Raw genomic sequence first — 24,339 nt, forward strand, 5'->3', positions numbered from 1 at the left:
AGAGGGGTTCGAACCCTCGATACACTTACGCGTATACACACTTTCCAGGCGTGCTCCTTCAGCCACTCAGACACCTCACCGTTTCGTTGCGCGTTACTCAGTGCAACGGGGCGCTACTATAGGGAGTGACGGTGATCCGGTCAAGAATATTTTCTCGGTTTTAGTATAGGTGGTTAAGCTGTGTTCGCATTGCTGCAAACTCAGGCGGAAATAGCCGCTAGCCAGAATCCGAGCGTCACAAGCCAATCCTCAGAACGCAACGTTAACCAAAACCTCTCAGCCGCGTACAGCTCATCATATAACTCTTATTAGGTATTTGATTTCCAAGCACGTTCAGCGGTTTTGCGTCACTTCGCAAAAATCAATCGAAGTTGCGAATTAGCCCCTCTTAACTTGATTAAAGACAACAATTTTTATGTGGTCTATGTTATCCCTAGCGAGCGTGCAATACCGATGATATGTCCTTCGTGGATCAAATAACTAATAAGCCGCTGCTACCAAGCAGGTTAAATGGATGGGATGCTTATGACTAAGGTAAGCAATATATTGGCACTCTTTCTGACAGGGATCTGGGCCGGTTTCGTCTCGTTTTCGCTACAAGCCGACGCAACCAATACCGCAGCACCGCAGAAGATCGAAGCCAAAAACGAAAAGTTCGCTACGCCTCACCCCGATCAATACCAATCATGGAAAGCAACATCAGAGCAGTCTGAACAGACTGATGCGTTGGCAGAAGACCCGCGCCTGGTGATTTTGTGGGCCGGATATCCTTTTGCTAAAGACTACAAAAAACCGCGCGGTCACTCCTATGCGCTGACGGATGTGCGTGAAACGCTGCGCACCGGTGCGCCAAAAACGGCCGAAGATGGGCCATTGCCGATGGCCTGCTGGAGCTGCAAAAGCCCAGACGTCGCCAGAATGATCACCGAACAGGGGGAAGAGGGCTACTTCCATGGCAAATGGGCGCGCGGCGGCCCGGAAATTGTCAACAATCTCGGCTGTGCGGATTGTCATAACACCGCTTCAGCGGAGTTCGCCGAGGGTAAACCGGCGTTGACGCTTTCCCGCCCTTATGCGGCCAGGGCGATGGAGGCGATCGGTAAACCCTTTGATAAAGCAGGGCGGCTCGATCAGCAAGCCATGGTGTGCGGGCAGTGCCACGTTGAATACTATTTTGATGGCAAAGATAAAGCGGTGAAATTCCCTTGGGATAAAGGGACCACCGTCGATGATATGGAAGTTTATTACGACAATATCGCTTTCTCCGACTGGACCAATCCACTGTCCAAAGCGCCGATGATCAAAGCCCAGCATCCAGAATATGAAACCTGGCGCGCAGGCATTCACGGCCAGAACAATGTGACCTGTATCGATTGCCACATGCCGAAAGTGCAAAACGCCCAGGGCAAAATCTATACCGATCATAAGATTGGCAACCCATTCGATAACTTCGAAAAAACCTGTGCCACCTGCCACACGCAGGATAAAGCCAGCCTGCAAGGGATCGTGGCCAAGCGTAAGCAAGATATCACTGAGATCAAACTGAAGGTGGAAGACCAACTGGTGCGTGCACACTTCGAGGCGAAAGCCGCGTGGGATGCCGGTGCAACAGAAGCAGAGATGAAACCGATCCTGATGGATATCCGCCATGCGCAGTGGCGCTGGGATTATGCGATTGCGTCGCACGGTATCCAAATGCATGCACCGGACGTTGCGCTGCGGGTGTTGGGCACCGCGCTCGATCAGGCCGCTCAGGCGCGCACCAAACTGGCGCGTTTGCTGGCCACCAAAGGTATCAGCCACGAAATCCCGTTGCCGGATATCTCCACCAAGCAAAAGGCGCAGTTGGCCTTAGGCATGGATATGCCACAGCTCAATGCGGAAAAGCAGGAATTCCTCAAAACGGTGGTACCGCAGTGGGATGAGCAGGCGCGCAAAGCCGGGCGGCTAAGCCAATAACCCCTCCGCCCCGTGCGCGGGGCGTAAAAACATGGAGTGAATATGAGCGTACTGCGTTCGTTATTAACTACCGGGGTGCTGGCCTGCAGCCTTTGGCTGACAGTGTTACCGGTATCAGCTCAGACTGATAGCCCCACGGTGCAACAGAAAACCGCTGACGTGGCGTTGCAGCGTAACCCCGATGATGCCTGTTTGCGCTGCCATAAGCCGCAGCAAAGTGCGATGCATGGCAAACATGAGGGTGCTATCAACCCGAATAATCAGTTGCCGGTCACCTGTACCAACTGCCACGGTAACCCTTCACCGCTGCACCGTGAAGGGGTGAAAGATGTTATGCGCTTTAATGAGCCGATGTATGGCGTGGAAGCACAAAATAGCGTCTGTATGTCTTGCCATCTGCCAGAGGCGTTGCAAAAAGCCTTTTGGCCGCACGATGTGCACTTGGCCAAAGTCACCTGTGCCAGTTGCCATCAGCTTCATCCTCAGCAGGATAAAATGCAGGGGCTGAGTGATAAAGGGCGGATACAGATCTGCGTGGATTGCCACCGTCAGCAACAGGATGATCCGGCGTTTAATCCAGCAGCCGTGCGGCTGGGTAAGGAGCAGCCATGAGCTGCTCACGTCGCCGTTTTATAACCGGTATCGGCGTTTTGGCGGTGACCTCGGTGGCCGTTGAAAAAGTGCTGGCGCGCACCATGAACGTGAATGGCGTGCGCTATGGCATGGTGCATGACGAGTCGCGCTGTATCGGTTGCACCGCCTGTATGGATGCCTGCCGGGAAGTCAATCAGGTGCCCGAGGGCGTTTCGCGCCTGACCATCATCCGCAGCGAGCCGATCGGCAGTTTCCCCGACGTGAAGTACCGGTTTTTCCGCCACTCCTGCCAGCATTGCGATGATGCACCCTGCGTAGATGTCTGCCCGACCGGCGCTTCATTCCGTGATGCGGCCAGCGGGATTGTGGACGTTAACCCCGATCTTTGCGTCGGTTGCCAGTACTGCATTGCCGCGTGCCCGTATCGGGTGCGATTTATTCACCCGATCAGCAAAACGGCAGATAAGTGCGATTTTTGCCGCAAGACCAACCTCAGTCAGGGCAAGCAGCCCGCTTGCGTGCTGTCCTGCCCGACTCAGGCGCTGACCTTTGGCAATCTCGACGATCCTGGCAGTGATATCTCGCGCCTGCTGAGGCAGACCACGACTTACCGCTACAAAATTGCGCTGGGTACCCGGCCCAAAGTGTATCGCGTGCCTTTTAAATATGGGGAGATAAGTCAATGACCTCTGCGTTTCATTTTGACTCTCTAGTCTGGGATTGGCCGATCGCGATTTACCTGTTTCTGATTGGGATCTCTGCCGGGCTGGTGACCCTGAGCATTCTGCTGCGTCGCTATCATCCGGCAGAAGGCACCTCCCACAGCCGCATCATGCGCACCACGCTGTTTATTGCCCCCAGTTCGATCGTGCTGGGGCTGGTGATCCTGATTTTCCATCTGACGCGCCCGTGGACCTTCTGGAAGCTGATGTTTCATTACAGTTTCACCTCGGTAATGTCGATGGGGGTGATGCTGTTTCAGGTGTATACGTTGGTGCTGGTGGTCTGGCTGGCGTTGATTTTCCGTGACGAAGTCGCTGCGCTACAGCAGCGCTGGCTGCCGAAGCTGACGCTGATCTCCACGCTGCTGGCGCGGCTTCTGCCGTTTCTGCGCCCGATTGAAACGCTGATGATGCTGCTGGCGGTACTGCTGGGGGCTTATACCGGGTTTCTGCTGTCTGCGTTGAAATCTTACCCGATGCTCAATAACCCGCTGTTACCGGCGCTGTTCCTGTTCTCGGGCGTTTCCTCCGGGATCGCGGTGGCGCTGTTAGCCTTTGTGTTCGGCCCCAAAGGCGATCTGCACAGCAAAGAAATGCATTTTCTGCACCGGGTAGAAACGCCGGTGGTCTGGCTGGAAATTTTCCTGCTGGCCGCCTTCTTTATCGGCCTGTGGCTGGGGGATGACGGCAAGTTACGCGCGCTGTCGGCGGCGCTGGGCGGTGGGTTCTGGGCCTGGTGGTTCTGGCTGGGCGTGGTCGGTGTCGGGCTGTTCCTGCCGCTGTTGTTGAAGGCGTTGGGCTGGGGCAAGGCGCATGTTCATATCCTGCTGATCAGCGGTAGCAGCCTGTGCGGGGTGTTGCTGTTGCGCTATTTCATTCTGTATGCCGGGCAAATGACGGTAGCCTGAATGACATTAGCAGCGAAATAAGGCGGTAAGCGTGCTGTTGTGGTTACCCGAATTGGGGTTTGGTGCACTGTTGTTGGCGTGTACGGCGTCATTGCTGATGTCTGGCGTGACGCTGTTCACGCGCCACCGGTTACCGCTGTTGCCGGTCCGTGGCTGGACCTTGGCGATATTTGCGCTGGTCGCGCTGGCATTCGTTATCCTGCTGCTGCTGTTTTTACGCGATGATTTTTCTGTGCTGTATGTTGCCCAGCACGGGCACCGCCAATTATCGGGCTTGCTTAAAGCTGGGGCATTGTGGGGCGGCCATGAAGGATCATTGTTGCTTTGGCTGCTGTGCCTGTCCGGCTGGGCCGCCGCTTTTGCCCTGCGCAGTAAAACAGAAGAGGCAACGGCTTCCATCACGCTGGCGATTCTGGCGCTGATCGTCGGTTGTTTTCTGATCTTCATTCTGTGCTTCTCCGATCCTTTTGTTCGGGTTTTCCCCCCAGCGGTTGAAGGGCGTGATTTGAACCCGATGCTGCAACATATCGGGCTGATCCTGCATCCTCCTCTGTTGTATCTCGGCTATGCCGGGTTTGCCGTCTGTAGCGCCTTGATGCTGGCCGCGTTACTCAACGGGGAATTCAACGCCCAGATTGCCGGGCAATGCCAGCGTTGGGCTGCTCCAGCATGGTGTTTTCTCACCGCCGGGATCATCCTGGGTTCCTGGTGGGCTTACAGCGAATTGGGCTGGGGCGGCTGGTGGTTCTGGGATCCGGTCGAGAATGCTTCTTTGCTACCCTGGTTGACCGCAACGGCATTGCTGCACAGCTTGGCCGCTAGCCAGCGTACCGGTGGGCTGCGGCACTGGTCGCTGCTGCTGACGTTGGGAACCTTTGTACTCAGCTTGCTGGGAACCCTGATCGTGCGTTCCGGTGTGCTGCTCTCGGTACATGCCTTCGCGCTGGACGAACAGCGGGCATTACCGTTATTCGTGCTGTTTGCCTTCCTGAGCGGGGCTTCTTTTTTGATTTACGCCCTGCGTGCGAACCGGGGTGAACAGCCGGTGCAACCCGCTAAACCCGTACTGCTTGTGACATTGCTGCTGTTCAGTTCGGCTGCGCTGATTGTGTTGATTGGCACGCTCTACCCGATGCTGTATCGGCTGATGGGGTGGGGGCAAATTTCTGTCGGTGCGCCTTACTTCAATCTGGTTCTGCTGCCTTTTGGGCTGTTGGCGCTGATCTTGATGTGTGTTGGTGGCTTTCGCCGCCAGCTTGCGCCGTGGATTGCGCATTCCGGCGTGCTGCTGGTCGCCTTGGGCATTCTGTGTTCATCGTTGCAACGGCATGAGGTCAGCCTGAATGTGGCCGTTGGGGAAAGCGTGACGCTGGCCGGTTACGAGTTCTCGTTCCGCTCGATCGAACTCCAGGCGCAGGGTAACTTCACCAGCGAGCAGGCGGTGATTGACGTTTCACGGCAAGGGAAGGTGGTGACGCAGCTTAGGCCGGAGCGGCGCTTTTACAGCGCGCGTCGGCAGCAGATGTTTGAACCGGGTATCGACTGGAACCTGCTGCATGACTGGTACGTGGTGATGGGCGAAAAGAGCGGCGAAAATCGCTACGCCATGCGGTTTTATGTGCAGACCGGTATCCGTTGGATCTGGTGGGGTGGCGCACTGATGATGATCGGCGTGCTGGTCGCCGGTTGGCAAAGGAGAAAACCATGCGCAGATTAGCCATTGTGCTGCTGTGGTGTACGCTGGCATGGCCGTTGCAGGCGCAGGTGGTGGATACCTGGGCATTTTCCTCGCCCGCGGTGCAAGAACAGGCCCTGTCGGTGGCAGCCAAAATACGCTGCCCGCAATGCCAGAATCAGAACCTGTTGGAGTCCAATGCGCCAGCGGCAGTGGCTATGCGTCACGAGGTATTTGCCATGACGGAGCAGGGCAAAACGGAAAGCGAAATCATGAATTTCATGACCGCGCGTTACGGCAATTTTGTGCGCTATCAACCCGCGTTAGAGGCTTCAACGGTGGTGCTTTGGGGGCTGCCGCCGCTGCTGTTGGTGCTGATCGGTATCGTGCTGTGGCGCGGCAGGAGCAAGCCATGACGCCGCGCCGTTTTCACCTGCTGTTGATCGGCTTGGTACTGACGATCGCAACTGGCCTGTATCTGGCTAGCGGCCGCCCGGCAAGCCTACTGGCCCAGCAGCAGGTGCAGAATTTAACCCTGGCACAGCAGGCCGATAACAGGCTGATGCGGCTACAGCAAAAACTTCGTCAGACTCCGCAGGACAGCGTGCTGTGGGCAGAATTGGGCGAATATTATCTCTACACCGATAATTTTGACTCAGCGCTACAAGCCTATCAGCAGGCGCTGGCGCTGCGGGGCAGCAATGCAGAGCTGTATTCTGCCTTGGCGACGGTGCTCTATTATCAGGCCGGGCAGCATCTTACGCCGCAGGCGGCAGGCTATATAGAACAAGCCTTGCAGATGGATAAAGACGAAGTCTCAGCCTTGATGCTGCTGGCAGCAGATGCCTTTATGCAGGCGGATTACCCGCGGGCGATCGGTCTGTGGCAGCGCCTGTTAGACAGCAATTCGCCACGCGTGAATCGCCAGCAGCTTATCGAGGCGATTAATATGGCTAACCTGCTGGTGCGGCAGCCATAAACCGCCTCAGGCCCGCAGAAAATCGTGCCAGCGGCGCACCAGATAATTATGCTCGTCCATCACGGAGTTCCAAACCGCGATATGGCTCATCCGCTGCTCATAGCTGCCACCATCGCGGGTTTCACCTTGTGGGATCAGCGGGTTGCCATAGGCATCCGGCAGATCTTCGCTGGCGGCTTTACCGGCGTACCAGTAGTCCCATTCGGCTGGCGACAGGTAAGGGCGGCTGCGCTGCGGGTTGGAAATGTAGTAGCCCTGTTTCGCCATCATGGCGCCCGGCCAGCCGGATTGCCACCAGTTGAGGTAGGCATAGGCGGCATCCAGCGTTCTACCGCTGGCGCAGCGAGATAAAGACAGCCCGCCATACCAGGCTCGGTAACCCTCGCGCGGGGTAGCCAATTTATAGCCCTTCTGTTGGTAATGATGGCGGAAATAGGTGGGTGCCCACAGGCTCTGAATGCTGATGCGTGGATCGTCGATCAATCGATAGGCTTCATCCTGGCTGGCCCAGAACGCGGCAAAATGCCCTTGGCGTTGCAAAGCTGAGAGCTCGTTGGTCAGATTATCAATCTCTTCCAGATTCAGATTGCCGACGTTGGCAAAGCGCATCAGCCCGGCCCCTTGCGCCGCCAGTGCCGCATCTAACCCCCCCATGGCGGCATCGTTTTGCAGTGCCACTTGCCCGCTAAAGCCGGGGTGCAACAGCCAGCCCCAGCTCTCTTCCTGATCGTGTAAGACCTGGGGCAAACGGGCGGTATGGTAGGCAAAGCTGTCGGCGTTATGCGTCAACGGCAACATACTGATGTGGTCGGTGGGGTGACTGCTCAGGCTGTGATCGTGCTGAACATACAGGCGTTCTACCGGCACGCTGCCGTCGCCCAACCGCCCGCCGGGGAACAGTGTGCCAAACTTGGGCAGATCGTTGATCTCATCCCAATAGCTCAGCCGTTTGATATCCAACGGCTGAATCGCCTGTGCTGGCCAGACGAAATCCACGTTGTGAAACCACTGATCGTAAAGATCGTAACGCTCAGGGTGCATCACGGCAATACGCTGTGCATCCTGCACATCGCAGATCTGGTATTCGATACGCAACCCAAGGTCTTGCTCTGCACGCTGGCGCAGAAGCTCCAGCAGAGTGACCGAGGTGCCCAAGACTCGCAGGGTGATCGGGTTTACAGCGGTAGCGCTTGATTTCATGGCGTTCTTGCTCCGGCAGCGGTGGTTTCTGTCGTGTAAGGTTGCAGAAAATGGCTAAAGGCATTTTGCAGGCATGAAGCGGAAATGCCACGCATGATAAACACTAATTGCGATTGTCGCCGCACTTCTGGCCAAGCCGAAAGATGAATTGGGGGATGCAGGCTGTGCTGCACCCCGTGGATCACCACCGGGGTGGCGCTCTCGGCTACGTTTAACAGCCCTTTGATGCGCAGTATAGACTGGCCATGGCAATGCAGCAGCATGGAGAGCCAGACGGCGAAGGCTGACCAGTTAATCTGCTGGTCAAACGTAATAACGCAGGTGGTGGTGGCCGGATGTTCCGCGTGGGTGGCGGGCGCCTTCATCGGCAGCGCTATTTCCCCCAGCCAACGCCGGAAGCGTTGCGGAGCCTGCGGATTGAATGGGGTAGCAAACAGGCTGAGATCGCCATCGGCCAACTCACGGCTATAGGCGATCTGCGCCAGCGGATTCAACCGTTGCAGATAGTCCCGCAGCGCGGGCAATTCCTCCGGCGGAATGCGATCGGTTTTACTCAGCAGCAGCCAGTCAGCCGCGGTGACCTGCGCTAACCATTCCGGCTGCTGTTCTGCCTGCTGCCAGCCGTGTTCGCTATCGACCAGTGTGACCAGCATCCCCTGAGAAAAATGGTGCTGAAGCTGTCGATCGTGCAGCAAGGTGGCGAGAATAGGGGCCGGATCTGCCAGCCCGGTGGTTTCCAGTATGACCTTGCTGAACGGTGGAAGCTGGCCGCGTTGGCGGCGCTCATACAAATCCAGCAGGGCCTGCTTCAACTCACCGCGAATGGCGCAGCACAGACAGCCCCCCGGCAGCAGGACAATATCGGGCGCCACCTCGTTCAGCAGCAGGTGATCGATACCCACTTCGCCGAACTCATTAACCAGCAGCGCCACATCGTGCAAATCCGGCCCGGCCAGTAAACGCTTTAGCAGCGTGGTTTTGCCGCTGCCGAGAAAGCCGCTCAGGACGTGTACCGGCAGTTTAGTTTCCTGAGTCATGGTGCCTCCGCAAGTTTCAGGGCGGCGAGATAGTCCGGGTCCAGAGGGTCGATCGGATGCTTCAGCAAGCGTTCTGCCTCAACCCACAGTTGCTCCAGGCGGGTGATCACCTGTTGCTGACCGGTGGGGCTCGCCAACAGCCATGCGCTGCCGTGCACATCACTCAGTTTTAACCTGAAGGGTGCCAAGGCTCGGTTTAACACCGCCAACTGTTGCAGCCGAAGCTGGCGCACTGGCAGGGACTGTTGCTGTAGCGGATCGCTCCACTGCGGTGCATCATTCAATAATCCACAAAGTCCGCACATCATCCGTGCTCCTCAAGTCAGGGCATGACATCACCGGAATTCGGGCCCAGCGTCTGGCCCACGTAGAGGTTGCCGCCCGGTTCACTGGCCAGCAGCAATGCCGTGGGGGCGATCTCGTCGGCATCGCCAAAACGGCCGAGCGGCAGTTCAGCGGCTTTGGCAGCCCTCCAGGCGCTGCTGATCCCGGCTACCAGCGGCGTCTCGATCGGCCCAGGGGCAATGGCGTTCACCAGCACGTTGTGGCTGGCGACTTCCAGCGCCAGTGATTTGGTAAAGCCGATCACGCCCGCTTTGGCCGCTGCGTAGTGGCAAAGCTCGGCACCGCCTTTGATCCCCAGTTGCGAGGCAATATTAATGATGCGCCCCCAGCGTTGTTGCAGCATGTAAGGCAAGGCGCGTTGTGCTGCGATAAAGACGCTGCGCAGGTCAACTGCCATCATCTCATCCCACATTTCCAGCGTCAGTTCGGTGCAGCGCGCCTGTGTCAGCATACCGGCATTATTCACCAGAATATCGATGCCACCCAGCAGATGTACACATTCATCCACGCCGCGCTGGGCACCCGCAGGGTCGCCAACGTCAGCGACTACCCCATAGCAGGTTGCGCCCAGCGAGCGGCAGTGGCTGACCATGGCCTCCAGCCCGCTGGCGTTATGGTCGCTCAGCACCAAGGCGCTGCCCTCGACAGCAAACAGGCGGGCAATGGCGGCACCAATACCGCTGGCCGCGCCGGTGATCAGCGTGCGACGATGTTGCAGTAACATTTTGGCTCCTTGGTGGTGGTTAGTCAGGCCAACGGATGGTCAAGCCACCGTCGATAATCAGGCTCTGGCCGGTAATGTAAGAGGCATCTTCGCTGCAAAGAAAACGGATCAGCCTGGCCACTTCTTCAGGCCGCCCGACTCGCCCTAACGGAATGCTGCGTGCGGCTTTGGCTAACCCCTCCGGGCCCAGTGAGTTCTGCTTGTCCAGCGATTGCGGGGTTTCGATCAGGCCGGGGATCACCGCATTACAGCGAATGCCGCGTGGTGCCAGTTCTACCGCCATGGAGCGGCAGATGCCGGGAACCCCAGCTTTGGCGGCGGCGTAGTGGGCATGATCCTGCCAGCCATAGACGCCCCCGGCGATCGAAGAGATCGCCACCATGCTGCCGGCCCTTGGCATATGGTTGGACGCGGCGCGGAACAGCCGCATCACGCCGCTTAAATCCACATTGAGCATTTCATTCCACTGATCGTCACTCATCTCACCGATCGGCGAGCGGCGCAGTAAACCGGCGTTGGCCACGGCGTAATCGATGCAACCAAAGTGTTCGGCTGCACGCTGGGTGAAAGCATTCACCGACGGGGTTGAGGTGACATCCAGCTCTAACCACAGCGCCTCACCGCCAATGGCTGCGACCTGAGCGGCGGCTTGCCGATAATCATGTGGATCCTGAGGGAAATAGCCTGCGGCGACGCGCACGCCACAGCGGGCGAACTCCAGCGCTAAGGCTAGGCCGATACCGCTGGCCGCACCGCTGATCAGTGCCACCGGGCGTGAGGTTGCATGTTCAATCATGATTAACTCCTTATCCATAAAGTAGGGGGAGCCAACTCCCCCGTGTGAACTATTTCACGCTGTGGGGGGCCACATGGCGGGCAAACAGCATAATGATGCCCGAGGCAAAGCAGGGGAGCGCGCCGAAGAACAGCGCGGCGCTCTGCCAGTTGCCGCCGTTGCTGAGAATGGTGGTGCTGCCAATCCCGGCAATAATGGCACCAACCGGCCCCATGGCACCGATCAAGGCACCGGCGGTGGCGCGGATAGCGGTCGGGAAGCTTTCACTGATAAAGAACAGGGCGGCGGCATAGGGCCCAATCAGGAAGAACAGGCCAACGCTGTACAGGATGACAATGATGGCGAAATTGCTCGGGCAAAACAGCATAGCGGCAAAGGCCAAGCCGCCCAGTATCCAGCCGACGGCAATGGTGTTGCGCCTGCCGAAGCGATCGCCCAACCAGCCATGCACCAGATAGCCGCAGTAGCCAACCAGGTTGGAGAGCACCAGAATCAACAGCGAGTTGGCAAAAGAGACGTTGTGAACTTTGGTGATCACCGTGGTGCCAAGCACGCTGAAAATCTGAATGGCAAACCAGTTGATCAGCACCGCACAGCCCAGCACCAAGGTGGCGCGTAGCGAAGTTCCGCGAAACGTCGCCGCCAGACCGGCGCTCTGATGATCGCCGTAATCGATATGGTAATCCTCCGCTACCTGCCGGGCTTTATCCGCCTGATTGGTGTTACGCAGCCGGTGAATATGCTGGTGGATTTGAAACTGCGGGGTTTCTTTCAGCTTTAGCGCCAGCAAGGCGATGATAAACGAAGGGATGGCGGCAAAGATAAAACTGCCTTGCCAGCCGATAAGCGGCATCAACAGCGCGGTCAGCGCCGAGGCGACTAACGCGCCGACCGGCCAGCCACCCTGCACCAGGCTGTAGATAAAGCCTTTGCGCCGGTTCAGCTTTGGGTCGTTGATGGCGGCATACAGCTCGGTGAGATAGGTCGCGTTTACGGTCTGTTCGGCATAACCTAACCCGGCCACCGAACGGATGCCGATCAAGGCTCCTTTGCCCCAGGCTCCCCCTACGGCGGTTAACAGCGAACAGACAGCGGCACCGGTGACGGTCACGATAATGCCGAGCCTGCGGCCCAGCCTGTCCACCAGCGGGCCGACGCCAAGGGCCACAACGGCACCGCCAACCGCCACCCAGGTTGCCAGCTTGGCCTGTTCAACTTCATTCCAGTTGAAATGATTACCGATCTCCGGCAGCAGCGTGCCGAACAGAATAAAGTCGTAAACGGCGAATACCCAGGCGAAGAACGCGATCCAGGTGGCGAATTTGACATCTTTCAAGGTTAATTGCTGTGGCTGCCAGCCATCGACCGTGGTTTTTTTATAGATGCTCATGTTTGCTGTCACTCATTCAATAGGGGGAGTCAGGATTAGACTTTGCGCGGTACGCGGCGCAGGTAGTCGTCAGCAATTTCATCAAAGGTCACGAAGCGCACGCCCTGATGGCTTTGGATGTGTTTGATCAACCGCTCCAGCATCAGTAACACCTGTGGGCGGCCGGACACGTCGGGATGGATGGTCATGGTAAACACCGCGTAGTCGTTCTCGCGGTACACCCAGTCAAACTGATCGCGCCACATCTCCTCCAGATGACGAGGGTTGACGAAGCCGTGGCTGTTAGGGGATTTTTTGATGAACATCATCGGCGGCAGATCGTCCAGGTACCAGTTGGCCGGGATCTCTACCAGGTCGGTTTCCTCGCCGCGCTGCAACGGTTTCATCCAACTGTCGGGGTGTTTGCTGTAGTCAATGCGGGTCCAACTGTCGCCAACGCGCACATAGTAAGGATGGAAATCGTTGTGCATCAGGCTGTGGTCATACTTGATGCCTTTCTTCAGCAACAGCTCGTTAGTGACGTTGCTGAACTCCCACCAGGGGGCGACATAACCGGTCGGGCGCTTACCCGCTAACTCGGTCACCAAATCGATGCAGCGATCCAGAATGGCCTCTTCCTGCGCGGGCGTCATGGCGATTGGGTTTTCGTGGCTGTAGCCATGCACGCCAATTTCGTGCCCGGCGGCGGCCACCGCCTGCATCTGCTCAGGGAAGGTTTCGATCGAGTGGCCCGGAATAAACCAGGTAGTGCGCAGGTTATGATCGGCAAACAGCTTCAGCAACCGTGGCGCGCCGACTTCACCGGCAAACAGACCGCGTGAAATATCGTCCGGTGAGTCTTCACCGCCATAGGATCCTAACCAGCCAGCAACGGCATCCACATCAACGCCAAACGCACAGAGTATTTCTTTAGCCATGATAATTGCTCCTAGGTTTGCGAGTTATCGCAGGTAAACCGGTGGCCAGATGGCCTGCCGGGGTGGTCAGGTGGCGATCAAGCAAGGAGTGCCACCTTATTCTTGTCGGGCCATGTGTTGTTCTATGTTGAGCGCCAGACTCAGCAGGCGTTGATCGTCCCCGTTGGGCAACGACAGCAGCAGGCTGGTGGCTAATCCGTTGGCATCCTGGCCGGTTGGCAGCGTGATGCCGGGCATATCCAGCAGGCTGCCCGGCATGGTCAGGCGTAAGGTCGCCAGATTGGTTTGAGCGAACAGTTCGGCATCGTTTTCCAGCGGAGCCAGAACAGGGGCGACGTGTGCGACGGTTGGAGTAACCAGCACCGCGCCGTTCAGCTCGGTGCGCATTTGCTGCTGCCAGCCGGCGCGTTGTTGTAAAAAGCGCGGCAGCAGATCGGCGGGTAACGCCTTGGCGGCCATCAGGCGGGTACGGACACGGGCGTCCATTTGTGCCGCCTGCGGACTTTCAAGCAACGTGTGGTGCAAGGTTAAGGCTTCAACGGCACCCGGCCAGCCCTCTTGGGCTATCCATTGCAGGCTGTGGTGCAATGCGGCAACCGGACGCCGGTCGATCAGCATGCCCGCCGCAGTGAGCTTGCCCAGCATATTCAGCAGATTTTGCCGCACGCTAGGCTCAACGCGATCGTCGTTGAGGATCTCATCATCAACCCGCAGCACCAGGCCACGCAGTGCTACCGCAGTTGGCGTTGAAGAAGCGCCGGTCAGCAGTTGATCCAGCGTGATAGCATCACGCACGCTGTGGCAGAGGGGGCCGAGGGTATCCAAGCTCTGTGCCAGTGGGAACACTCCGTGGCGGCTGTAACGCTGGCTGCTGCTGCGATAACCGACCAAACCGTTGAATGCGGCCGGGATACGGATGGAGCCAGCGGTATCGGTACCCAACGCGATAGGGACGACGCCGCGCGCGACGGCGCAGGCCGATCCGCTGGAGGAACCGCCCGGCGCGTGCGCTATGCCGTGACGATCGTAAGTTGCCGGAGTACCGAAATGTGGGTTAAGGCCCAGCCCGGAATAGGCGAGCTCGCTGAGGTTGGTTTTGCCCAGGCTGACCATTCCGGCTGCCTGTAGCCGGGCTACGAGGGCGGCATCCAGCGTGGCTAATGGGGAATCGAGGCGCGTCGCGGAACCGGCAGTGGTGAGCGAACCGGCCAGATCAAACAGATCTTTCCAGGCGATAGGAATGCCATCCAGTGGGCTTAACGGGGCTCTGCATTGCCAGCGCCGTGTCGCTTCAACCGCTTCACGGCGTGCGCGCTCGGGGGTTAGGCTGATAAAAACCTCGGGCATCGACTCTGCCAGAGCTAATGCTTGCTCAGTCAGTTCGCTTGGGGTCAAGGTTCCCTGGTGGAAGCGTTCGGCAAAATAGTGGGCATCGCGAATGTTGCCATCGTGATTACCAGAGGATTTCAACAGCTTGTTGTCCATAACGCCTCTAAAATGTATTTTTTATTTAAATATACATTTTAAACTAGCAACAGAGATGCCAACCTTCCAGCCCTGTAGGTTATTTTTTATGCTTTTATGTGATCGATATGCTTATTAAATGTTAAATAAAGGAGGGGTTAAATCAAAGTTATGTGACTTGCATAAAGAAAATGGCGTAGGAATAACCCGGTAAAATGAATTTTATCTAAAATAATTCATTGGTGGGCAGGGGAAATGACAATTTGCACCGCTGAAGGGCAAAGTGGCGAGCACGGGTGGTGGCTGCATCAACTTAGCGGCCGCGATGTGTAATAATAACCTTCATTCAGCTGAGAACGGTTGCAGAGTTACATGCAGATGGAAAAAACGATCGCGGATAAGAACAGCGGCGAAATGCGCGTTGGTGCGCGTTATGAAATGATCAGGCAGGTACTGGAAGACGCGATCCAATCTGGTGCAGTCCCTACGGGGTTAGTGTTGCTGGAGGGGCCACTGGCGGAGGTTTTTGGTACCAGCCGGGTGCCGGTTCGTCGGGCACTAGGGCTGCTGCATGAAAAAGGGGTGATTGCACGTTTTGAAGGGCGCGGTTTCATCGTTGCTGCCGAAGGACAAGACGTAGAACCGCAGCGTTTACCTCTCAACCGTTCCGTGTTGGGCTTGCGCCAGCGTGAAGAACTGGTGGATACGCGTAGCGCCGGTGAAAAGGTGCTTGGCTATTTGCAGGAGGCGCTCTCTACCTGCATGGTATTTGGTCACTATCAGGTCAATGAAGGCGCAGCCGCAGAATTTCACAACGTGAGCCGCAATATTATCCGTGAATCACTGATGCGCCTGCGCGATCGCGGCTTGGTGGAAAAAGAGTCCTATGCCCAGTGGCTGGTGGGGCCTTTGACAGCACGTGAAATTGCCGATCATTATGAAATCCGCGCCAGCCTGGAACCGGTTGCTCTGCGTAAAGCCGCACCTTATCTGCCTCGCCAACTGTTGTTGGATAGCCTGGATCGGCTGATGCAGTTGGAAAATAGCGGTTTTTCACTGGCTGCCCTGGAGCAGGCGGAAGAAGATCTGCATATCCATTGCCTGGAGCCATCGGGTAATAAAGCCATGCAGGCCGTGCTGCGACAAAGCCAGTCTCCTCTTATCGTCACGCGGATTTTCTACGACATGTTGGGGATTAAGGTGGATGAAATGATGCTGAATGAGCACCGGATGGTGTTGCAGATGCTGCTGCAAGGGGCTTATGACTCTGCGGCATTTGGCTTACGGGATCATCTCAACCGTTCCCAAGCCCGTACGCTGCAACGGCTGAAAGTCATTTCTGTACTGCCTGAACCTGAACTGCCCCCCTATTTATTGCGTTTGAGCTAACAAACGACGTAGATGTGACACCTCTCTAGTTTTTACTTTTCTTGCGTTGATCTTTATATTCATTTTTATGAATATAAAAACCAGTGAAGCGACGAAGTGCAAAATGAACCATAAATTTATAAAAAAAGAGGGGATTGCCCAGTCGTTTTTGGCCCGCTATCTGTTGACAGAGCAGATAGGCAGCAGGCTGAAAACCATTGACGCCCTGGCGAAAGAGAGTGGTTTATCCGTGGGGTTGATGCAGGGGGCGTTAAAAAGCCTTGAGCAGACGGGCGCTATTGACGTAGAGCGCCGTGGGCGTAATGGCAGTTTTATCATCGCCGCCGACCATAAGGCACTGCTCAAACACGCCAATATCGGCAATGTGGTGTGCGCGATGCCGCTGCCTTATACCCGGATGTATGAAGGGCTGGCTAGCGGACTAAAAGCTCAGTTTGTGGAGATTCCCTTTTATTTTGCCCATATGCGGGGGTCGGATATCCGGATTGAGTGCTTGCTGAACGGCCTCTACGATCTGGCAGTGACATCAAGACTGGCGGCGGAAAGTTACGTGAAACAGCACCAGGTGCAGATCGCGCTGTCGCTTGGGGAGCATAGCTACACCGAGCAGCACCGGCTGATTTATCGTCTTGGTGAACGGGATCGCATACGCAAGGTGGGGATAGACAGCGCCTCTGCGGATCAGAAAATTATGACTTCTGTCTTTTTTGCCGGGCAGGCCATCACCTTGGTTGAGATCTCTTACCATGAATGCCTGAAACAGATTATCTGCGGTGACATTGATGCAGCCATCTGGAACGTGAGCGACGATGAAGAATTGGCCCGCCTGGGGTTGATGACGGAATCCCTCAGCGGCGATGATTGTTTTATCAGTGCGTCGGAGGCGGTGATCCTGACCCGTCACCATGATGCACAGGCACAGCAGTTGTTACACACCATGGTGGATCGTCAGAGCCTGTTGCTCCACCAGCAACGCGTCGTTGCCGGTGAGATAAGGCCGGTTTATTGAGGGATGAATATGGAACAAAGATTGCACCTGCTCTGCCAAGGCGGCGTGATTGATAGCGAAGTGCGTGATGGCATGCTGAGAGTGCTTGATGCGCTGGATAACCGCTGGTCTATTCCGGTGCGCAATGAGCAGGGCGTGATGGCATTGACCCACATGGCCAGTGCGCTGATGCGCTCAAAGCAAAATATCGTTATTCAGGCCTTGGATGAAGAGCTGCAACGCGAGGTCTGCGAGGCAGACATTTATCCGCAACTTTTGCAGATTCATCAGGATCTGTTGCAGGTATCTGGCCATCAAACCCATCCCAATGAAGAAGGGTACCTGCTGGCTAATCTCTATAGTTTGCTACAGAGACCAAGCCAGCACTGATGCGTTATTTCATGGCTTAAATATTCATATTACTGAAGATATAGAGATCTTCGTCAGGGCGGCAGAAGAGAAGATATGTTTATTAACGCACTGCAAAAGCAAAACCCCAAGATGATTGGTGTCGCCAGGGAGTTATGGGCCCTAGGGCTTATCCTGCCGGACACTTATATTATTGATGTTGATAGGGTTATTTCCAATGCCCGCCTGCTGTTGCAGGTCGCTCAGGCATGCGGTATTGAGCTCTACCTGATGACCAAGCAGATTGGCCGTAACCCTTGGCTGGCCGAGCGTTTGGTTGCGCTGGGTTACCGTGGCGTGGTGGCGGTGGATTTTCGCGAGGCCCAGAGCCTTGCCGCGGCTGGGATCCCGTTGTGCCACGTCGGGCATCTTGTCCAGATCCCGGATAAATTGATCCCGCAGATAGTGGCGCAGCGGCCAGAGGTCATCACCGTTTTCTCCCTGGAGAAGGCCGCAAAAATTGCTGAACATGCACAGCGGTTAGGCTACGTGCAACCGGTGATGCTGAAAGTGTTTGCGCCGGGCGATCTGCTCTATCCCGGCCAAGAGGCGGGTTTTGTACTGGAGCAACTGCCTGAGATTGCGGCGAAAATCGCTGCCATGCCGGGGCTGTTGCTACAAGGCTTGACTCATTTCCCATGTTTACTCTGGGATCCACAGCAGCAACAAACCTTACCTACGCATAACTTACAGACGCTGTTGCAGGCCAGCCAACAGCTACGGCAACGCGGTTGGGAGATCCGGCAAATCAATGCCCCTTCGGCGGCCAGTTGTACCACGCTGCCGCTGCTGGCGCAGCATGGTGCTACCCATACTGAACCTGGCCATGCTCTAACCGGCACCATGCCAGCCAATATCGCGGGTGACCAGCCGGAGCAGATTGCCATGCTCTATCTCACCGAGGTTTCCCATCATTTCGCCGGTAACAGCTATTGCTATGGTGGCGGTTATTATCGCCGGGGCCATGTCCTTCATGCGCTGGTTGCCGCAGAGAAGGGGGGGCCACTGTTGACCGCAAGCGTTCAGCCGCAGAATGAATCCAGTATCGATTATCACATTGGTTTGCACGGGATATATCCCGTGGGTAGCCCGGTGTTCATGTGCTTCCGCACCCAGATTTTTGTTACCCGCAGCGATGTGGCACTGGTATCCGGCATTGCCACCGGTGAACCCAAGTTGGAAGGGATTTATGACAGCCAGGGCCGTGTGAAAAAAGGGGGCTGCAATGGCTAAGTTTCTGGTACTGGTGATCGACAGTTTTGGCGTTGGTGCGATGGATGACGTGGCGCAGAAGCGGCCTCAGGACCTGGGCGCCAATACCTGCGGCCATATTTTGCAGGCTTACCCTGAAGTACGTCTACCGGCGCTGGAACGGCTTGGGCTGATCAATGCCTTGGGGTATCAAGCCAATATCATGAAACCTTCGGCCAGCGCGGTGTTTGGCACCGTCAACCTCCAGCATGAAGGTGGCGATACCTTTATGGGGCACCAGGAAATCATGGGTACTGAGCCACAAACGCCGGTGTGTATTCCCTTTTCATCGGTGATTGATGAGGTGGAGGCGGCCTTGAAACGAGCGGGCTACCCAGTGACGCGCATGGGGGACGGTTTGCAATACCTGTGGGTGAATGATGCGGTAGCGGTGGGGGACAATATCGAGGCCGATCTGGGGCTGGTATTTAACGTTACCGCCAATCTGACGCAGATCCCTTTCGACGAGGTCAAGAAAATTGGCCGCATCGTGCGCGAGCAGGTCAAGGTGGCGCGAGTGATCGCCTTTGGTGGGTTGATTGGCGATAGCCAGCGTATTCACCAGGCGGCAGAAAGCAGGCTGGATAAGTACATCGGCATTAACGCTCCTGCGTCCGGTGCCTATGAAAACGGCTTTCAGGTGCAGCACATGGGGTATGGCGTGAATGCCGCCGTACAGGTGCCACAGCAGTTGCATCAGATGGGCATCAGCACGGTCCTGATCGGCAAAGTTGCCGATATTGTGGAGAACCCGCATGGCACCCGCTACCAGGATTTGGTGGATAGCCAGACTATTTTGGATATCACCTTAAGCGAATTGCAAAAGCCGGGGGCGAGCTTCATCTGCACCAATATTCAGGAGACCGATCTGGCTGGCCATGCCCAGAGTACGGAGCGTTATCTCGATCGCCTGCAACTGGTGGATCGCAACCTGGAGAAAATCTTACGCAGTTTGGCTGCGGAGGATTGCCTGATCGTCACCGCCGATCACGGTAATGATCCAACGATTGGTCACAGCAAACATACGCGGGAAAAGGTACCGCTGCTGGTTTATCTCCCAGGCGCGCCTGCGGGGGATTTGGGATTACGCAGCACGCTGTCGGATATCGGTGCCACCGTATGCGATTTCTTTCACGCCCCCGCACCGCAGAATGGCCGTTCATTTATTCCCCTAATCAGGCCGCATAACCCGCATTGGAGCACGCTATGACAAGCGCGAAACCGCTTACCCGCTGGATTGATGACTCCGGTTACACCTATGTGCATGAGCATCTGCATGTCGATCTCTCCGGGGGAAAAAACGATATCGACTGCAAGTTGGATCAATATGATCTGATCTGCCAGGAAATGCGAGAACTGTTCGCGCTTGGGGTGCGCAACATTGTGGAGATGACCAACCGCTATATGGGGCGCAATGCCGAATTTTTGCAGGCGCTGATGCGCGATAGCGGGATGAACATCATCGCTTCCACCGGTTATTACCAGCAGGCGTTCTATCCCGCCCACCTTGCCCAGCTCAGCGAAGCCCAAATTGCGGCGGAGATGTGCAGCGAAATTGAACAAGGCATTGATGGCACGACGATGAAAGCGGGAGTGATTGCCGAGATTGGCTCCAGCCGGGGGAAAATCACTGACGATGAGCGCCGGGTGTTTGCCGCTGCCGCTTTGGCCCATCAGCGCACCGGCAGGCCGATCTCGACCCATACCACCCTCAGCACCATGGGCTACGAGCAGCTACGGCTGTTGCAAAGTTTTGGCGTGCCTGCGGAGCATATTGTCATCGGGCACTGCGATCTGACCGATAACCTTGACACCATTTTGCCGATCTTGGATCAGGGCGCTTGGGTGCAGTTCGATACCATCGGCAAAAACAACTATTACCCCGACAGCAAACGGGTCGCGATGTTGCGAGCGATTGCGGATCGCAAGCAGCTTGGGCAGGTGATGCTCTCAATGGATATTACCCGGCGCTCCCATTTAAAAGCCAACGGCGGGATCGGTTTTGCCTATCTGCTGAACACCTTCGTGCCGATGTTGCTTGAGGCTGGTTTGTCTCAACGTGATGTGGATCTGATGCTGCGCAATAACCCAGCGCGATTTTTTAACTGATACCTACCCTGCGTTATGCAAGCCGTAACGGACATTTTTTAGGACACTGCTAGTTAACTGAATAAAAAGGAAAAAAAGATGAAATTTGTTATTGGTGGCCAGATCGAAAAAGAAAAAATTGCTGACGCTGTGCGCCGCCTGGCTGGCGAGAAAGCAACGTCTATCAACATTATGAATGATATCGAGGCCGCGATGAGCATCAAAAGCGGCCAGGCCGATATCTATCTGGGTGCCTGCAATACCGGTGGTGGCGGCGCGCTTGCCATGGCCATTGCCATTATCGGCATGGATAAATGCGCCACCGTGGGCATGCCTGGCAAGATCCTGTCCGACGACGAGATCGCCGCCTGCATCAAAGCGGGCAAGATCGCCTTCGGCTTTACCGGGCAGGACATTGATATGGTGGTACCGGTGATCATTAACACGTTGTTCTCTCTGTGAGGCTGTTGCCATGGAACATTCATTCTTAATGCGATTGCTTGAGATCGACCCCACGAAGGCCGGGTTATTGGCACTGATCGGGGCGATTTCCGCCATGATGGCTAACCGAGGGATTGCGGTCTTTCATGACGGGTTACGCCCGCTGATGCCTGAATATCTGGAAGGGCGCATGAGCCGCAAGGCGCTTGGCGCAACCAGCTTCGCTCTGAGTTTCGGGTTGATTATCGGTTTCGGGCTGCCTTTTTCCCTCACTGCGCCGATTATTCTGGTGCACAGTTTATTGCTGGGCACCGACGTGATCGGCGTTTGGAGTGCCGACAGCCGCAAGGGTTTGGTGCTGTCTGGTGTGATCGGCGCGCTGTATGCGATCGCCCTGCTGACCGGGCTACGTTCGGTGGTCGAGCTGTTCAGCCATATGCCGGTAAACTTTATGAGTAATTTGGGGAAAGTGGGCGATCCTATTGTGGCTTGCTTTGCTCTCTTCCCAGCTATTGTGGTGGGCTATCAATATGGTTACCGCAAAGGGATCTGGGTGCTGGTCGCAACGCTAGTGGGATATCTCGCCACCCAGGCTGTCGGCAACCTCAGCTTTGGGGGTTTGCTCGCCACACCGGTCAAACTTGATCCCAATGGCAGTGCGCTGTTGCTTTCCATGATCGCCATGTTCTACTTTGCCATGCAAGAGCGCCCGGCACCGTCAACCAACGGCCAGCAGCCGGGGGCGAATGAAATGCTGGTGGGGCTGTTTTCCAGCCGTATCGAGCGTATCCAGAAGAATAAATGGTTGCTGGTGTTAAGCGGCGGGCTGACGGCGGTGGCGGCAACCATGTCTTTCAGCCTGTTGGCAGAAGGCCCGGTTTCACTGCAACTGATGGCTCATGGTGAACAAACCAGCGCCATGTTGGTGGCGCTGGCGCGTGCCATCAGCTTTGTGCCATTGGTGGGCATGACGGCCATTGCGACCGGTGTTTACAGCCCGGACGGCATGAAGTTTGTGTTCGTTGCCGGCCTGGCCACCAATAACCCGTGGATAGCCTTTATCGCGGGTTGCGTCATCATGCTGATGGAGATCCAATTACTGACCAAAATCGCGATCGGGTTGGATAAATACCCTGGCGTCAAAGCCTGTGGTGACCACATTCGTACCGCGATCACCCGGATGCTGGAAGTGTCGCTGCTGGTTGGGGGAATGATCGCCTCGAATGCCATCTTGCCGGGAATGGGCTTTATGGTGGTGGCGGGGCTTTACCTGCTCAACCGTACATCGAAACGACCACTGGTTGAGATGGCTATCGGCCCGATCGCGACCATTGTGGTGGGGATATTGGCCAACATTATTCAGATTGTCGGCATTGGCTGATACCGCTGTGGGGTGAACCATGATCAGAACTTTTCCACTTGCCAGCATGGATATGGAGCAGGCCCAGCAGGCTCAATTCCGGCTGGTGGATACTATCTGCCGTCATTTCCCTGGCGCTGAGTTTTTGACTCAGGGGGATTTGGGGCTCTCTCCGGGGCTTAATCAGCCGCGAATTACCCGTCAGGTTGAGGCGGTTATCGCTCAGTTTTTTTCCGCCGAAGCGGCCGCGCTGGTGAGTGGTGCGGGGACGGGGGCGATCCGTTGTGGGCTGGCTGAGTTGCTCAAATGCGGCGAGAGCCTGTTGATCCACGATGCGCCGATTTATCCCACCAGCAAGGTGATTGCTGAACAAATGGGATTACGCTTGATTCGTGCAGATTTCAATCAGCCGGAACAGATTGCCCAAGCGGTACGTGAGCACCGTCCAGTGGCGGCATTGGTGCAACATACCCGCCAGAAAATTGATGATAGTTATGATTTGGGCGCGGTTATCCACCAGTTGAACCAACTGGCCATTCCGTCGCTAGTCGATGATAACTACGCGGTGATGAAAGTAGCGAAGATAGGCTGTGAGCAGGGGGCAACATTATCAACCTTCTCCAGCTTTAAGCTGTTTGGCCCGGAGGGCGTTGGCGTGGTAGTCGGTAAGCAGCAGGCAATCAGCGCCATTCGCAGCAGCATGTATTCTGGCGGTAGCCAGATCCAGGGTTTTCAGGCGATGGCGGTATTGCGTGGGCTGACGTTTGCTCCGGTCATGCACGCGGTTCAGGCGCGGGTGAATGAGGAGTTGGTGCGCCGCTTGAATCAGGGCGAGATAGCGCAGATAAAGCAGGTGTTACTGGCTAATGCGCAATCCAAAGTGCTGCTGGTGGAGTTTCATCAACCGATCGCTGAGGCGGTGTTGTTGCAGGCGCAGGCATTAGGGGCATTGCCTTATCCGGTTGGCGCTGAATCCAAGTATGAGATCCCACCGCTGTTCTACCGCGTTTCCGGCACCTTCCGCCAGGCGGATCCCAGCCTGGAACAGCGTATGATCAGGATAAACCCTAATCGCAGCGGTGCAGACAGCATTATCCGTATACTGCGGGAAAGCTGCCTGGCGGTTAGCGCGGGCCGGTAGCTCAGGGTGCGGGGAATGTAAAAGCAAAAAAGCCTGAACGTGAATTCAGGCTTTCTCTCGAATATGGCGGTGAGGGAGGGCTTGATTCGCTGCGCTCACCCTTCGGGCGGCCTGCGGCCGTCCAAAATGGCAGGCCATTTTGTCGAACCCTGTCGAGGATTCTCACCCCTCCCTGAGCGGGGAATATAAAAGCAAAAAAGCCTGAGTGTGAATTCAGGCTTTCTCTTTGAATATGGCGGTGAGGTCGGGCTTGATTCGCTGCGCTCACCCTTCGGGCGGCCTGCGGCCGTCCAAAATGGCAGGCCATTTTGTCGAACCCTGTCGAGGATTCTCGCCCCTCCCTGTGCGGGGAATGTAAAAGCAAAAAAGCCTGAACGTGAATTCAGGCTTTCTCTTCGAATATGGCGGTGAGGGAGGGGTTCGAACCCTCGATACACTTACGCGTATACACACTTTCCAGGCGTGCTCCTTCAGCCACTCAGACACCTCACCATATTGTTATCGGCAACGCTTTACGCTGCCAATGGGCGCTAATGTAGGAGAATCTATTCCCAGCGTCAATA

The 24,339-nt window shown here is 56.2% G+C and carries 24 protein-coding genes, 1 tRNA gene and 1 other RNA gene; 16 read left to right on the forward strand and 10 right to left on the reverse strand.

Annotated elements, in window-relative coordinates; genetic code table 11:
• Nucleotides 1–525: 525 nt before the first annotated feature.
• Genes nrfA through AC2A1E_RS17780 form a run of 7 tightly spaced genes read left to right on the forward strand, consistent with a single transcriptional unit; the run spans nt 526 to nt 6,837 of the window.
• Nucleotides 526–1,959: an ammonia-forming nitrite reductase cytochrome c552 subunit gene (nrfA, locus tag AC2A1E_RS17750; RefSeq protein WP_484384845.1), complete on the forward strand. Its 1,434-nt coding sequence runs from the start codon at nt 526–528 to the stop codon at nt 1,957–1,959.
• Between the two features lie 42 nt (nt 1,960–2,001).
• On the forward strand, nt 2,002–2,571 hold the full coding sequence (nrfB, locus tag AC2A1E_RS17755) for a cytochrome c nitrite reductase pentaheme subunit (protein ID WP_484384846.1): 570 nt from the start codon (nt 2,002–2,004) through the stop codon (nt 2,569–2,571).
• Nucleotides 2,568–3,239, forward strand: a complete 672-nt coding sequence (gene nrfC / locus AC2A1E_RS17760; RefSeq protein WP_484384847.1) for a cytochrome c nitrite reductase Fe-S protein — start codon at nt 2,568–2,570, stop codon at nt 3,237–3,239. The genes nrfB and nrfC overlap by 4 nt, the downstream gene beginning before the upstream one ends.
• Nucleotides 3,236–4,183, forward strand: a complete 948-nt coding sequence (gene nrfD, locus AC2A1E_RS17765) for a cytochrome c nitrite reductase subunit NrfD (protein ID WP_484384848.1) — start codon at nt 3,236–3,238, stop codon at nt 4,181–4,183. The genes nrfC and nrfD overlap by 4 nt, the downstream gene beginning before the upstream one ends.
• 31 nt (nt 4,184–4,214) lie before the next feature.
• The gene (locus AC2A1E_RS17770) at nt 4,215–5,900 is read left to right on the forward strand and encodes a heme lyase CcmF/NrfE family subunit (RefSeq protein WP_484384849.1); all 1,686 of its coding nucleotides are present in this window, start codon (nt 4,215–4,217) and stop codon (nt 5,898–5,900) included.
• On the forward strand, nt 5,888–6,274 hold the full coding sequence (gene nrfF, locus AC2A1E_RS17775; protein ID WP_484384850.1) for a heme lyase NrfEFG subunit NrfF: 387 nt from the start codon (nt 5,888–5,890) through the stop codon (nt 6,272–6,274). Before AC2A1E_RS17770 ends, nrfF begins: the two co-directional genes overlap by 13 nt.
• Complete coding sequence (locus AC2A1E_RS17780; protein ID WP_484384851.1) at nt 6,250–6,837, forward strand: TPR domain-containing protein; 588 nt, start codon at nt 6,250–6,252, stop codon at nt 6,835–6,837. The genes nrfF and AC2A1E_RS17780 overlap by 25 nt, the downstream gene beginning before the upstream one ends.
• A gap of 6 nt (nt 6,838–6,843) precedes the next feature.
• Here AC2A1E_RS17780 and AC2A1E_RS17785 read toward each other — a convergent pair whose 3' ends face one another.
• The 8 genes from AC2A1E_RS17785 to AC2A1E_RS17820 all read right to left on the reverse strand — a co-directional run bounded on the left by AC2A1E_RS17785 (nt 6,844) and on the right by AC2A1E_RS17820 (nt 14,731).
• Nucleotides 6,844–8,037 carry an ABC transporter substrate-binding protein gene (locus AC2A1E_RS17785; protein WP_484384852.1) on the reverse strand — a complete coding sequence of 398 codons (1,194 nt, stop codon included), beginning with the start codon at nt 8,035–8,037 and terminating at the stop codon, nt 6,844–6,846.
• Nucleotides 8,034–9,074, reverse strand: coding sequence for a CobW family GTP-binding protein (locus tag AC2A1E_RS17790; RefSeq protein ID WP_484384853.1), 1,041 nt, complete (start codon nt 9,072–9,074; stop codon nt 8,034–8,036). Before AC2A1E_RS17790 ends, AC2A1E_RS17785 begins: the two co-directional genes overlap by 4 nt.
• Nucleotides 9,071–9,382, reverse strand: a complete 312-nt coding sequence (locus tag AC2A1E_RS17795) for a hypothetical protein (protein WP_484384854.1) — start codon at nt 9,380–9,382, stop codon at nt 9,071–9,073. The genes AC2A1E_RS17790 and AC2A1E_RS17795 overlap by 4 nt, the downstream gene beginning before the upstream one ends.
• 14 nt (nt 9,383–9,396) lie before the next feature.
• Nucleotides 9,397–10,143, reverse strand: a complete 747-nt coding sequence (locus AC2A1E_RS17800) for an SDR family NAD(P)-dependent oxidoreductase (protein ID WP_484384855.1) — start codon at nt 10,141–10,143, stop codon at nt 9,397–9,399.
• 19 nt (nt 10,144–10,162) lie between these two features.
• On the reverse strand, nt 10,163–10,939 hold the full coding sequence (locus AC2A1E_RS17805) for an SDR family NAD(P)-dependent oxidoreductase (RefSeq protein WP_484384856.1): 777 nt from the start codon (nt 10,937–10,939) through the stop codon (nt 10,163–10,165).
• A gap of 49 nt (nt 10,940–10,988) precedes the next feature.
• Entirely contained in the window at nt 10,989–12,329 is a 1,341-nt protein-coding gene (locus AC2A1E_RS17810; protein WP_484384857.1) for an MFS transporter, read from the reverse strand.
• A 35-nt stretch (nt 12,330–12,364) separates the two neighbouring features.
• On the reverse strand, nt 12,365–13,246 hold the full coding sequence (locus AC2A1E_RS17815; RefSeq protein ID WP_459402461.1) for a polysaccharide deacetylase family protein: 882 nt from the start codon (nt 13,244–13,246) through the stop codon (nt 12,365–12,367).
• A gap of 96 nt (nt 13,247–13,342) precedes the next feature.
• On the reverse strand, nt 13,343–14,731 hold the full coding sequence (locus AC2A1E_RS17820; protein WP_484384858.1) for an amidase: 1,389 nt from the start codon (nt 14,729–14,731) through the stop codon (nt 13,343–13,345).
• Between the two features lie 357 nt (nt 14,732–15,088).
• Here AC2A1E_RS17820 and AC2A1E_RS17825 point away from each other — a divergent pair, with 357 nt between their 5' ends.
• The 9 genes from AC2A1E_RS17825 to AC2A1E_RS17865 all read left to right on the forward strand — a co-directional run bounded on the left by AC2A1E_RS17825 (nt 15,089) and on the right by AC2A1E_RS17865 (nt 23,776).
• Complete coding sequence (locus AC2A1E_RS17825; protein ID WP_484384859.1) at nt 15,089–16,099, forward strand: GntR family transcriptional regulator; 1,011 nt, start codon at nt 15,089–15,091, stop codon at nt 16,097–16,099.
• 103 nt (nt 16,100–16,202) lie between these two features.
• A complete protein-coding gene (gene yhfZ / locus AC2A1E_RS17830; protein ID WP_484384860.1) occupies nt 16,203–17,108 on the forward strand; it encodes a GntR family transcriptional regulator YhfZ in 906 nt (301 codons plus the stop codon).
• Nucleotides 17,109–17,117: 9 nt separating this feature from the next.
• Complete coding sequence (locus tag AC2A1E_RS17835) at nt 17,118–17,477, forward strand: PRD domain-containing protein (RefSeq protein ID WP_484384861.1); 360 nt, start codon at nt 17,118–17,120, stop codon at nt 17,475–17,477.
• A 75-nt stretch (nt 17,478–17,552) separates the two neighbouring features.
• Nucleotides 17,553–18,728 carry a YhfX family PLP-dependent enzyme gene (locus AC2A1E_RS17840; protein WP_484384862.1) on the forward strand — a complete coding sequence of 392 codons (1,176 nt, stop codon included), beginning with the start codon at nt 17,553–17,555 and terminating at the stop codon, nt 18,726–18,728.
• A complete protein-coding gene (locus AC2A1E_RS17845) occupies nt 18,721–19,956 on the forward strand; it encodes a phosphopentomutase (RefSeq protein WP_484384863.1) in 1,236 nt (411 codons plus the stop codon). Before AC2A1E_RS17840 ends, AC2A1E_RS17845 begins: the two co-directional genes overlap by 8 nt.
• The gene (locus AC2A1E_RS17850; protein ID WP_484384864.1) at nt 19,953–20,855 is read left to right on the forward strand and encodes a phosphotriesterase-related protein; all 903 of its coding nucleotides are present in this window, start codon (nt 19,953–19,955) and stop codon (nt 20,853–20,855) included. Before AC2A1E_RS17845 ends, AC2A1E_RS17850 begins: the two co-directional genes overlap by 4 nt.
• A 78-nt stretch (nt 20,856–20,933) precedes the next feature.
• Entirely contained in the window at nt 20,934–21,296 is a 363-nt protein-coding gene (locus AC2A1E_RS17855) for a DUF2620 domain-containing protein (protein ID WP_484384865.1), read from the forward strand.
• 10 nt (nt 21,297–21,306) lie between these two features.
• Nucleotides 21,307–22,656, forward strand: a complete 1,350-nt coding sequence (locus tag AC2A1E_RS17860) for a YhfT family protein (protein ID WP_484384866.1) — start codon at nt 21,307–21,309, stop codon at nt 22,654–22,656.
• Nucleotides 22,657–22,678: 22 nt separating this feature from the next.
• Nucleotides 22,679–23,776 (forward strand): aminotransferase class V-fold PLP-dependent enzyme, encoded by a 1,098-nt coding sequence (locus AC2A1E_RS17865; protein WP_484384910.1) that lies wholly within the window; start codon nt 22,679–22,681, stop codon nt 23,774–23,776.
• 64 nt (nt 23,777–23,840) lie between these two features.
• Here the strand turns inward: AC2A1E_RS17865 and AC2A1E_RS17870 are convergent.
• Nucleotides 23,841–23,963, reverse strand: a non-coding RNA gene (locus tag AC2A1E_RS17870) — RtT sRNA.
• 215 nt (nt 23,964–24,178) lie between these two features.
• Nucleotides 24,179–24,268, reverse strand: a tRNA-Ser gene (locus AC2A1E_RS17875).
• Nucleotides 24,269–24,339 lie beyond the last annotated feature (71 nt).

This window comes from Serratia sp. HNCC26DJ206, assembly GCF_057180605.1.